Source organism: Microbacterium testaceum, assembly GCF_003075375.1.
In the GTDB taxonomy this organism is placed as follows: domain Bacteria; phylum Actinomycetota; class Actinomycetes; order Actinomycetales; family Microbacteriaceae; genus Microbacterium; species Microbacterium testaceum_E.
The window spans coordinates 83,963-95,787 of record NZ_QDFT01000009.1 but is presented as its reverse complement, the minus strand read 5'-3'; the positions used below and the strand labels follow the sequence as shown (position 1 = coordinate 95,787).

Here is an 11,825-nt window from a genome sequence, read left to right as displayed (position 1 = left end):
GGGGCGGCGTCCCCGGCCACGGCCGGGGACGCCGCCCCCTCTCGCGAGGCGTACCGGGAGCTGTACCAGACGCTCGCGCAGATGACCCAGGAGGAGCTGCGCGGCCGCACCGAATCGCTGGCGAGTTCGTACCTGGCGCAGGGCGTCACGTTCGACTTCGCGGGTGAGGAGCGGCCTTTCCCCCTGGATGCCGTGCCTCGGGTCATCGCGTACGACGAGTGGTCGCGCATCGAGGCCGGCGTGAAGCAGCGCGTCCGAGCGCTCGAGGCGTTCCTCGACGACGCGTACGGCAATCAGCACTGCGTGCGCGACGGCATCCTGCCCGCGGGTCTGATCTCGTCGTCGCAGTACTTCTATCGCCAGGCCGCCGGCATCCGCAGTGCCAACGGCGTGCGCATCCAGGTGTCGGGAATCGACCTCATCCGCGACGAGCACGGCGAGATGCGCGTGCTCGAAGACAATGTGCGCGTGCCCTCGGGCGTCTCGTACGTCATCTCGAACCGCCGCGTCATGGCGCAGACGCTGCCCGAGCTGTTCGTGTCGATGCGCGTGCGTCCCGTCGGCGATTACCCCAACAAGCTGCTCGCGGCGCTGCGCGCCTCGGCCCCGCCCGGGATCGACGATCCGAACATCGTCGTGCTGACGCCGGGCGTGTACAACTCGGCGTACTTCGAGCACACGCTGCTCGCGCGCCTCATGGGCGTCGAGCTCGTCGAGGGCCGCGACCTGCTGTGCATCGGCGGCAAGGTGTTCATGCGCACCACCCGCGGACCCCAGCGCGTCGACGTCATCTACCGCCGCGTCGACGACGACTTCCTCGACCCGCTGCAGTTCCGCGCCGACTCGATGCTCGGTGCGCCCGGGCTCATGCTCGCCGCGCGCCTGGGCAACGTCACGATCGCCAACGCGGTCGGCAACGGCGTCGCCGACGACAAGCTGCTCTACACGTACGTGCCCGACCTGATCCGGTACTACCTCGCCGAAGAGCCGATCCTGAAGAACGTCGACACCTGGCGCCTCGAAGACCCGGGCGCGCTCGAAGAGGTGCTGGACCGCCTGCCCGAGCTCGTGGTCAAGCCGGTCGACGGCTCCGGCGGAAAGGGCCTGGTCGTCGGCCCCGACGCCTCGCCCGCCGAGCTCGACGCGCTGCGCAAGCGTCTGAAGGCCGACCCGCGCGGCTGGATCGCCCAGCCGGTCGTCATGCTCTCGACCATCCCGACGCTCGTCGAGGACGGCATGCGCCCCCGTCACGCCGACCTGCGGCCCTTCGCGGTCAACGACGGCGACGACATCTGGGTGCTCCCCGGCGGTCTGACCCGCGTGGCGCTGCCCGAGGGGCAGCTCGTGGTCAACTCCAGCCAGGGCGGCGGGTCGAAGGACACCTGGGTCGTCGGCGGATCCGCGCCCTCTCACGTCGAGTACGGCCAGGGCAACGGCGTCTCGGGTCTGGTCGCCGACCAGGCGGCGGTGACCGAGGCCATCCCGATCATCTACGACGGGCAGCCCGCACCCGCCACCTCGCCGCGTGACCCTCGGCCGGGCACCGGCCCCTCGGGCAAGGAGCAGCAGGAGCAGCAGCAGCAGGACGCCACGGTGCAGCACGGACCGCAGGCCGAGCAGCAGCAGCAGGCGTCGCAGCAGGACGAAGGGGTGTCGGGATGCTGAGCCGGATCGCCGAGAGCCTGTTCTGGATCGGGCGGTACATCGAGCGCAGCGACGGCACCGCCCGCATCCTCGACGTGCACCTGCAGCTGCTGCTCGAGGACCCGTGGATCGACGAGGACACCGCCTGCCGGTCGCTGTTGAGCGTCATGGGTTCGGCCTGGCCCGAGAACGTCGACACGGTGCGCCGCGACGACGTCCTCGCGCGTCTGGCCGTCGACCGCATGAACCCGTCGAGCATCGCGTACTCGCTCACCGCGGCGCGCGAGAACGCCCGCCGCGCGCGCGAGATCGTCTCGACCGAGCTGTGGGAGATCCTCAACACCACGAATTCGCGAATGCCGCGGCGCCTGCAGACCGACAAGGTGCACGAGTTCTTCCAATGGGTGCGCGAGCGCGCGGCCCTCGCGATCGGGATCGTCGACTCCTCGACCAACCGCGACGAGGCCTGGCAGTTCTTCACCCTCGGCCGCAGCATCGAGCGCACCGACATGACCGCGCGTCTGCTCGCCACCCGCTCGCTGACCGAGGTGTCGGGGCCGTCGTGGACGACGATCCTGCGTTCGTGCGGCGCCTACGAGGCGTACCTGCGCACGTATCGCGGGATGCCGAGTGCTCGCAACGCCGCGGAGTTCCTGCTGCTGGACCGCCTGTTCCCGCGCTCGATCATCTACTCGATCCAGCGGGCCGAGGACTGCATGAGCGCGATCGACCCCCGGGCCGACCGCGTCGGCCACTCCAACACCGTGCTGCGTGCGCTCGGCCAGATCCGCAACGATCTCGAGTACCGCCCGGTCAGCGACATCCTCGCCGAGTTGCCCGAGCACATGCAGCGCGTGCAGACGGTCACGCGCGAGGCGTCGGAGGCGATCCGCTCGCGGTTCTTCCCGACGCAGGCCGAGCCGAGCTGGATCGGGGAGATCTCGTGAGCCCCCGACAGGTTCACGCACCCGCCGCCGAAAGGACGACGCGATGAAGCGACTGCGCATCGAACATCAGACCGGGTTCGTGTATCCGGGCGACGTGGTCGCGTCGTACAACGAGGCGCGCATGCTGCCGCACTCGACCGAGAGTCAGTTCGTGCTGAGCTCGTCGCTCGACATCGAGCCGTCGACGTCGGTGAACCAGTACGTCGACTACTTCGGCACCCGGGTGGCGGCTTTCGACGTGCTGTCGCCGCACTCGTCGCTGACGATCACGGCGCGCTCGCTCATCGAGGTGCGCCCGCGCCCCATCGAGCACGCCGACATCACGTGGGAGCAGCTCGCCGCCGAGGCGGGACGCTCGATCTCGACGGTCGAACAGCTGACGCAGACCCGCCGCACCGCGCCGCACGCCGAGGTGGCCGAGCTCGCACGCTCGATCGCCGCGCAGCACGACCGCCCCGGCCCCGCCGCGCACGCGATCGCCGAGGCGATCGGCGACGCGATCGAGTACATGCAGGGCGTGACGGGTGTGACCTCGACCGCCATCGACGCGTGGGAGGCCCGCAAGGGCGTCTGCCAGGACATCGCGCACATCGCGATCGGGGCGCTGCGCGAGGTCGGCATCCCCGCCCGTTACGTGTCGGGTTATCTGCACCCCAAACCGTCCGCCGAGGTCGGCGAGGCCGTGACGGGGGAGTCGCACGCGTGGGTGGAGTGGTTCGCCGGTGATTGGCAGGGCTTCGACCCGACCAACAACATCGAGATCGGCGACCGGCACGTGCTCGTCGGTCGCGGCCGCGACTATAACGACGTCCCGCCGTTGCGCGGCGTGTACGCCGGGCCCGGCAAGAGCAACCTGAAGGTCAAGGTGACGATCACGCGCGAGACGTGAGGCGCGGGCCGCCGACGGGCGGTGGTGAGCCGAGCGCGTCGGGGGTCGAGGGGGTTCCCGAGGCGTCGGGTGGGGCGTACGCTGTGGTCAGACCACATGAAAGCGAGATCCCCCATGGTTCAGCGTCAGCTGCCGAAGGTCGGTGAGCTCCTCGAGCTCATGCAGTTCAAGAAGCCCGAGCTCGACGCGCGCAAACGCCGCCTCGACGCCGCGCTCACGATCAACGACCTGCGGACGATCGCCAAGCGCCGCACGCCCAAGGCCGCGTTCGACTACACCGACGGCGCGGCCGAGGGCGAGCTGTCGCTCGACCGTGCGCGGCGGGCGTTCGAGGACGTCGAGTTCCACCCCGACATCCTGCGTCCCGCGGCCGACGTCGACACGTCGTGCCAGATCCTCGGCGGGCCGTCGGCGCTGCCGTTCGGTATCGCGCCCACCGGTTTCACGCGGCTGATGCAGACCGAGGGCGAGACCGCCGGGGCGTCCGCGGCGGCGGCCGCCGGTATCCCCTTCACCCTGTCGACGCTGGGTACCACCTCGATCGAGGGCGTCAAGGCGGCGAACCCGACCGGTCGCAACTGGTTCCAGCTGTACGTGATGAAGGACCGCTCGATCTCGTACGGTCTCGTGGAGCGCGCCGCTGCGGCCGGGTTCGACACCCTGCACTTCACCGTGGACACCCCCATCGCGGGTGCGCGTCTGCGCGACAAGCGCAACGGCTTCTCGATCCCCCCGCAGCTGACTGTCGGCACAATCGTCAACGCCATCCCGCGGCCGTGGTGGTGGATCGATTTCCTCACCACCCCCAAGCTGGAGTTCGCCTCGCTCAGCACCACCGGCGGGACGGTCGGCGAGCTGCTGAACGCCGCGATGGACCCCACGATCAGCTACGACGACCTCGACCTCATCCGCGGGATGTGGCCGGGCAGGATCGTCGTCAAGGGTGTGCAGAACGTTCAGGATGCCGCGCGCCTGGTCGACCGGGGTGTTGACGGCATCGTGCTCAGCAATCACGGCGGCCGCCAGCTCGACCGCGCCCCGATCCCCTTCCACCTGCTGCCGAAGGTCGTGCGCGAGGTCGGCAAGGATGCCACGGTGATGGTCGACACGGGCATCATGAACGGCGCCGACATCGTGGCATCCATCGCTTTGGGGGCGAAGTTCACCCTGATCGGCCGGGCCTACCTCTACGGCCTCATGGCGGGTGGGCGTCAGGGCGTGGACCGCACGATCGAGATCCTGCGCAGTGAGATCGAGCGCACGATGACCCTGCTGGGGGTGTCCTCGCTCGCCGAGCTCGAACCGCGCCACGTCACCCAGCTCACCCGGCTGGTTCCGGTGGGCGAGCAGGGCGCCGGAACGCGGGTCTGAGCGCCCGCGGTCCCGAGCACCGCACGCGGCGGCGGCTCAGCCGCACGAGGTGAAGCCGAGGAACGACGTCACGCGCGCCGACGTCGCGGAGTCCGCTGTCCAGGACTCGCCCATGCGGGCGCGCACGCTGACGTACGAGGCGCGCAGCAGGCCCGAGACGGCCGACGAGGGCACGCGGGCGCTGCGGGTCGTCGACGCGATGCCGCTCACCACCGTGCGCCCGTCGACGAGCATGTCGAAACGCACCGGGTCGGTGCCGTCGTACCTCCACGCGATCCAGACGCCGTCGAAGGGCGGCTCGAAGCACGATGTGACCGCGGGCGCGACGACCCGCGCGGCGGTGATCGACGCCGACGTCCCGGTGGGGCTCGACCACGCCGCCCACGCGGGCGTACTGCCGGCGGCGACGGCCACGACGGCGGCCACCGTCACGGTGAGGGCGCGTCGCCCGCGCGCGGTCGGGCGCTCCCTCCGATCCCGCTCGCGCAGGGCGCGACGGGTCGATGCGTCGCCGGCGGGTGCGTGGGCGCGGTCGCGCGCCGCCCGCCGGGTCGTGGGGGGCTGCGCCTCTCCGTGCGGCGGTGGGCCATCGGCATCCGGGTCCTCGTCGTCTCCGCGGCGCAGGGCGACGACCGCGCACGCGGCGAACACCGCGACGAAGAGCGCCAGGGGCACGACCGCGCCCGCGTGCAGCCACACCACCGGCAGGCCCACCCAGGGCACGCGCAGCATCCCCACGCCCTTCACGGCGTCGGGGTCGAGGGGGGAGCTGTCGGCCGAGGGGTTCGCGTCGCCCTTCGTGACGAGTCGACCGTCGGGGCGCAGCTCGGCGATGCGATGCAGGCGCAGGCGGTCGGCCCGGTCCGGATCATCGGCGAGCACGACCCGCCCCGGCACGAGATCCTCGTGCGGGACGGGCCGCGCCACCACGACGTCGCCCACCTCGATCGCCGGCGTCATCGACGCCGTCATCACCGTGGTCGGCGTCCATCCCAGGACGACGGGGGCCGCCGCCCAGAACAGCAACGCCAGGATCAACGCCACGACCGCGCGCGCCGTCGCCACCCCCGCGATCAGCAGGAAGCGACCGGAGCGCACGACTCAGCTGTTCTGTGCTTCCCAGACGAACGAGGTCGTCGCGGTCCCGCCCTGCGCGGTGTTGGGTGCGTCCTCGGCGAGCTTCCACGTGATGCGGAAGGTGCGCGACTCGGGCGCGGTCCCGGTCGGGCTCCAGGTCGCAGCGCCCGTGGCGAACGAGGAATGCGCCCCCGTGAAGCCCGACAGGCGACCGTCGAACACGGTGCTCTGCGCGGTGAACCCGGTGCAGGTCCCGTAGCCGCCGCCGGTGCCCTGCTCGACGGTCAGCGCGAGCTGGTCGGACAGGCCCGCGGTGGTGCGGGCGTCGGCGGCGTAGAGCCGCACGTCCGAGGCGAGCGAGCCGGTCGAGGTGACGGCGATGCAGGTGACGCCGCCGTCGCCGGGCTTGGCGTTGGGTACCGAGAACAGCGCGCGTCCCGCGTCGTCGTCCGTGAGCTGGACGCTACCCGCGGTCCACGAGTTGCCCTCGTTCGACGTGGTGCTCGAGAAGGCCGCGTACGAGCTCGTCGACACGATCAGGCCCGCCGCGACCACGGCCGCGGGCAGGGCGATCGCGGTGGCGATGCGCGAGGAACGGCGAGTGAATTTCGGCATGGTGAATCTCCCCAAAGATCAGTGCGAAATGGAACACTCGCACCGTAGGGAAAGCGGGCGCGCGGCGTGTGACACGCCCGAGGGTTGACATCGCGCGCGGGGCATGGCATCCATTCAGCGGAATGCATTACATCTCTTGCGAGCGCGCCGGTCGCTCCTCGCGTCGCCGCGCTCCGGCGCCCAGGGTGAGCGTCGACGCGAGCCCCAGCGTCAAGAACGCCGCGGCGGTGAACGCCGCCGCGCGCGTGCCGTCGCTGAACGCCGCGCGGGCATCGGTGGCGAGGTCCTGCGTCTGGGGCGAGGCGTCGAGGCCCGCGATCGCGGCCCCCGCGCTGTCGACCACCAGCGACACGACCTGGTCGCGCTGATCGGCCGGCACGCCGCGATCGTCGAGGGCGGATGCCAGCACCCCCGACGTCGTCGAGAACAGCACGGTCCCCAGCACCGCGACGCCCAACGCGGCTCCGAGTTGGCGCGAGGTCGACTGCGTGCCCGAGGCCTGTCCGCTCGCCGCGGGTGGCACGTCGGCCAGGACGACCCCCGTGAGTTGCGCGGTGGCCAGGCCCACGCCGACCCCGTAGACGAAGAGGAAGGGGATGAGCGGGCCCCACACGGCATCCGGTCCGATCGTGAACGCGACGCCCGCCACGCCGACGATCTCGGCGAGCAGGCCCCCGCGCACGATCCAGACCGGGGCGACCTTTCCGCTCAGGGCTCCCGCGATGCCGCTCGCGACGAACGATCCGATCGCGAGCGACAGCAGCAGCAGGCCGGTCTGCAGGGCGTCGAACCCGACCACGAACTGCAGCCACAGCGGCAGCGCGAGGATGATGCCGAACTCGCCGAGAGAGACCACCGCGGCGGCGATGTTGCCGTTGCGGAACGAGGTGATGCGGAACAGCCCGAACGCCAGCAGGGTCGAGCGCCCCGTGCGCTGGCGGTGCAGGCCCCACGCGACGAAGCCGATCAGGGCGACCAGGGCGACCGCGAAGGCGAGGGGAACGGGCGACAGCGCGAAGGGCCAGGTCCACTCGCCGACGGCGGGAGCGGTGGTCACGGTCCACCAGCCGTAGGTGCGCCCCTCGATCAGGCCGAACACGAGCGGGGCCATCGTCGCGACCGAGAGCAGTGCCCCGACGCCGTCGATGCGCTCGACCCGGTCGCTGCGCGACTCCGCGACCGTCAGCAGCACCCCGATCAGGATGATCACGCCGAGCGGGATGTTGATGCCGAACGCCCAGCGCCACGAGAACGCCGTCGTCAGCCAACCGCCGAGCAGCGGACCCACCGCCGCCATGCCGCCGATGGTCGATCCCCACACGGCGAAGGCGATGCCGCGCTCGCGACCGCGGAAGGTGGCGTTGATGATCGACAGCGTGGTCGGCAGGATCATCGATCCGCCCACGCCCTGGACGAGACGGGCGAGGATGAGCAGCCCGCCGGTGGGGGCCAGTGCGGCCGCGATCGAGGCGGCGGCGAAGACCACGACGCCCAGCAGCATGAGGCGTCGTCGGCCGAAGCGGTCGGCGAGGCTGCCGAACACCAGCAGCAGCGAGGCGAAGACGAGGGTGTAGGCCTCTTGGACCCACTGCACCTCGGTCGAGGAGATGCCGAGCTCCTCCACGATCGAGGGGACGGCGACGTTGACGATCGTCGAATCGACGATGATCAGCGACACGGCGATGCTGATGAAGACGAGGCCCGCCCAGCGGCGCCCGGCCAGTTTGTCGGTCATGTCGCTAGCTTATCTAGCGAGTTTCGATTCTGCGAGGGCTTGACCGCGAGGTTCAGAGGGCGCTGCCCCAGGCGCCGTCGGTCGTCCGCCCGGGCAGGACGAGGAAGGACGCGCTCGCCGTGACGGTCGCGTACGTCATGAGGTCGTCGACCTCGTCGAGGCGGTGCTGGGTGCGCACGAACGTCTCGAGCTCGCGCTGGAAGCAGACGAAGAGCAGGCCGTCGTCGGCATCCGTTCCCCCCGCCGTCGCATTGCTGTAGGCGTAGCCGCGCCGCAGCATGAGCGCGCTGTCGGTGAACGACGGATGGGCGGCGCGCGCGTGGGATCGGGCGGGGACGAGGTAGTCGCCCTCGGGCGTCTTGGCGCGCAGGTCGACCGCGTCGGTCGCGCCACCGCCCGAGAGGGGGACGCCGTCCGCCCGCCGCCGTCCGACGATCGCGTCCTGCCGCTCCGCGGACTCGCCGCGGAACCGTGCCACATCGAGGCGCAGCCGACGCACGACCGCGATGGTCCCCCCGGCGGCGGGGCCGTCCGTGATCCACACGTTCGCGTCGAGTTCCGCATCCGTGCGCGGCACCACGATCCCGTCGTGGTACCCCAGGGGGTTGCGCACGATCGTGCCCTCGCCGGCTCCGCGCACCCCGGTCTGCGACCAGCGTCGGACGGCGCCGGGGACCGCGTCGAGCAGCGCGGCGGCGATCGCGTGCAGGACGCCGGCGTCGCTGCCGCAGACCGAGAGCAGCAGATCGCCGCCCGACAGGCCGGGGTCCAGCGGCCCGTCCGAGGCGAACACGGGCAGCCCCGATGCGCCGGGCAGCTGCGGGTCGAGCATCGACACCCATCGCGGTCCGACGCCGACGGTGATGGTCAGGTCGCCGGGGCCGTCGGGAAGCACCGCCGCATCGGCGCCGTCGGTGAGCCGGTCGACGGCGGACCCGAGGGCGTCGAGGGCCCCGCGCACCTCGGGGGCCCCCATCGGCGACGGGACGTCGGCGACGACGACGACCGTGTTCTTCTGCGGGGTCGCCGGGCGTGCGATTCCCGCCTGATGGATGCCGCGGGCGACGACGCGGCCTTGCGGAGAGGGGGATGCCGCGGAGTCGGGGCTCGTCCGGGGGCGGGCGGAGGCCGCGGCCAGTGCGCCCCCGACGGCGCCGAGGCCCAGGCCGATGCCCCCGCCCCACAGCAGCCCCCGGCGCGTCACCCCGGGAGCGACGGCATCGGCGGAATCGGCCCCGCGCTCGGCGGTCATCCCGCCGCTCCCGTCGTCCGCGCGCCGCCGAGGTCGACGCCCGGGGCGTCGGCGAAGTCGATGTCGATCCACGACCCGCTGCCACCCAGGCGCACGGCGGCGCGGCGCATCACCCCCTGGTCGTCGAGCCAGAACCGCGTCGTCGCCGCCTCGGGGTCGACGGTCTGTCCCGCGGGGAGCGGGTTGTCCGACAGCGGACCGGCGAAGACCGTGACGGGTGCATCGTCCAGGGTCTCCTGACCGAGGGCGAGGGCGCCGCCCTGTCGGAGCAGCAGCGGGTTGTCGGGGCGATCGGAACCCAGCGAGGCGATCACCTGCAGGACGGTGTGCAGCCGGGAGTGCGTCGCCGACAGCGGCGAGCTCTGCCAGGAATCGCCCAGGGGCACGGCATCCGGGACCGGCAGCGGCGGGGGAGCGGCGGCGTCGGTCGCGACGGGCGCGTGTGCCGAGATCGCCGAGGCGTCCCACAGCAGCAGGGCGTTCGGGCGGTCGTCCGCCGACAGGGCGGCGTAGCCGGTGAGCGTGGCGTAGTCGAACCACCCCTCGAGGTGCAGCGTCGTCCCGCTGTCGTCGAGGTCGACCCGCACCGCGCGGGTGCCCGCGTCGAAGTTGCGGAACCGGGCAGCGGCGAGCAGCTCGGACTGCTCGGCGCTGACGGGCGTCGCCGTCGGCTCGACCACCGGGGCGGCGGGGGCGCACGCGGTGAGCAGTGCGAGCACCACGGCGAACCCGCCCGCCGCGACGAGCCGCCCGCGTGTCACGGGTCCGCGGGAGGCGAGCCGCCCGCGCGTCACGGCCGCGCCCGGTCGGCGAAGAGGTCGGCGGGAGGGACGGCGATCGCGGCCCGGTCGGGCAGGGCGACCGACGCGGGCAGCACCCGCGCGGGGGCGTCGACATGGCCGAGGTCGGGCTGTGCGGGAGGAGCGGCGACCTTGAGGAAGCTCATGCCGGGCGGCACGTCGAGGGCCGGCAGGGCGGCGCGGTCGGCGGCCGGCTGCACGCCGCCGGGACAGGTCGACAGCAGGTCGCTGGGCAGCGTCGACGGGGTACCGTCGCTCACGCAGTTGCCCGCGGCCTGGGCCCTCGCCATCGAGATGTTGGCGAGATCGACGCCGTTGCCCGACCAGACGGTGCCGGTGAAGACGTTCCCGATCGCGGCGAGGTCCTCGTTGCCGCTGAGCAGGACGCCCGCGCGGGGATTGTCCTGGATGCGGTTGTTCTCGATGGCGTTCTCGGTCCCGCCGCCGATGCCGATGCCGACGCCGAAGCCGCCGTCGGCCTGCGCGGGCGACTCGGCGCGGGCGTTGGCGCTGATCAGGTTGCCGGCCACGACGTTCGCGCGTTGCGGGGTGAACGCCTCCTGGTAGTTGGACAGCAGCGTCATCCCCACCCGGTTGCCGCTGAAGCGGTTGCCGACGACCCAGACGCTGTCGGAGGCGTTCGCGTTCTCGAATCCGACCGCGTTGTTCTCGGCGACGTTGCCGGTGACCAGGATGCCGCAGCCCTCGCACTGGCCCACGTAGATGCCGCTGTCGGCCGAGCCCGAGGCGTAGGAGTCGCGGATGACGCCGTCGTGGGCGTCGAAGGCGTACAGCCCGTAGAGGCCGTTGTCGTACGCGGTGACGTGGTCGATCGAGAAGCGGCGGACGGGTGGGAAGGCGGCCGGGTCGAGATGGGTGTAGCCGTCGACGCCGTGCGCGCTGGGTCCGTTCTCGTCGTGCAGCCCGGTGACGAGCACCCCGTAGAACGTCGCGCGGGTCACCGTGAGGTTCTCGATGCTGATGCCGTCGGCGATCGCGACCACGCCGTAAGAGCGGACTCCGCCGCCGTCGATCACGGTGGCGTTGCGATCGGTTCCGCGCAGGGTGATGTCGGGCCTGTCGATGAGCACCTGTTCGTCATAGGTCCCGGGCCCGACGAGGACGAGTCCCCCCTGAGCGACGCGCGAGACGGCCTCCCCGATCGTGGGCACGTCCTCGGGAACGCGCACGGTCTGCGGAGCCTCGGGGGTCGCCGCGGGCGCGCACGCCACCAGGGGAGCGGTGGCCGATGCGGCGACGAGCAGGATCGCGAGGGCGCGACGAAGACGGGTCGGGTTCGGCACGAGCCGGAGTTTAGTCCGCGCCGCGCGGGGGACTGTTTCGGGGGCGCCGAACCGCCCTCGACGGGGTGAAAAGCCGGGTGAAATGTCGGGTGACGACCTATGCGCGGGTATGCACTTCGCCATGCTGAACCCCGACGGGTCGTTCGCGCCCGCGCTCACCCGACGCCTCTGCTGATCCGAGACGGAGTCGC

The 11,825-nt window shown here is 71.9% G+C and carries 10 protein-coding genes; 4 read left to right on the top strand and 6 right to left on the bottom strand.

All coding sequences use genetic code 11. From position 1 onward, the window contains the following. The 4 genes from DC432_RS05705 to DC432_RS05690 form a co-directional block, all read left to right on the top strand. On the top strand, positions 1-1,665 hold a 1,665-nt coding region (locus DC432_RS05705; protein ID WP_133177890.1), incomplete at its 5' end, for a circularly permuted type 2 ATP-grasp protein. Then, entirely contained in the window at positions 1,659-2,591 is a 933-nt protein-coding gene (locus tag DC432_RS05700; RefSeq protein ID WP_108320594.1) for an alpha-E domain-containing protein, read from the top strand. The genes DC432_RS05705 and DC432_RS05700, both read left to right, overlap by 7 nt. 43 nt (positions 2,592-2,634) lie before the next feature. Next, complete coding sequence (locus tag DC432_RS05695) at positions 2,635-3,480, top strand: transglutaminase family protein (protein ID WP_108320593.1); 846 nt, start codon at positions 2,635-2,637, stop codon at positions 3,478-3,480. Positions 3,481-3,594: 114 nt separating this feature from the next. After that, a complete protein-coding gene (locus DC432_RS05690; RefSeq protein ID WP_116537041.1) occupies positions 3,595-4,851 on the top strand; it encodes an alpha-hydroxy acid oxidase in 1,257 nt (418 codons plus the stop codon). A gap of 36 nt (positions 4,852-4,887) precedes the next feature. On the opposite strand, the gene DC432_RS05685 is transcribed toward DC432_RS05690, so the two are convergent. From DC432_RS05685 to DC432_RS05660, 6 genes are all read right to left on the bottom strand, one after another. Next, positions 4,888-5,949, bottom strand: coding sequence for a S24/S26 family peptidase (locus DC432_RS05685; protein WP_116537040.1), 1,062 nt, complete (start codon positions 5,947-5,949; stop codon positions 4,888-4,890). Positions 5,950-5,952: 3 nt separating this feature from the next. Next, the gene (locus tag DC432_RS05680; RefSeq protein WP_108320590.1) at positions 5,953-6,543 is read right to left on the bottom strand and encodes a hypothetical protein; all 591 of its coding nucleotides are present in this window, start codon (positions 6,541-6,543) and stop codon (positions 5,953-5,955) included. A 127-nt stretch (positions 6,544-6,670) separates the two neighbouring features. Next, positions 6,671-8,278, bottom strand: a complete 1,608-nt coding sequence (locus DC432_RS05675; protein ID WP_207770760.1) for a DHA2 family efflux MFS transporter permease subunit — start codon at positions 8,276-8,278, stop codon at positions 6,671-6,673. 52 nt (positions 8,279-8,330) lie between these two features. Continuing rightward, on the bottom strand, positions 8,331-9,530 hold the full coding sequence (locus tag DC432_RS05670; protein ID WP_116537039.1) for a Dyp-type peroxidase: 1,200 nt from the start codon (positions 9,528-9,530) through the stop codon (positions 8,331-8,333). Then, positions 9,527-10,291: a hypothetical protein gene (locus DC432_RS05665; RefSeq protein ID WP_133177889.1), complete on the bottom strand. Its 765-nt coding sequence runs from the start codon at positions 10,289-10,291 to the stop codon at positions 9,527-9,529. Before DC432_RS05665 ends, DC432_RS05670 begins: the two co-directional genes overlap by 4 nt. Positions 10,292-10,320: 29 nt before the next feature. Beyond that, on the bottom strand, positions 10,321-11,634 hold the full coding sequence (locus tag DC432_RS05660) for a right-handed parallel beta-helix repeat-containing protein (protein ID WP_207770759.1): 1,314 nt from the start codon (positions 11,632-11,634) through the stop codon (positions 10,321-10,323). Positions 11,635-11,825 lie beyond the last annotated feature (191 nt).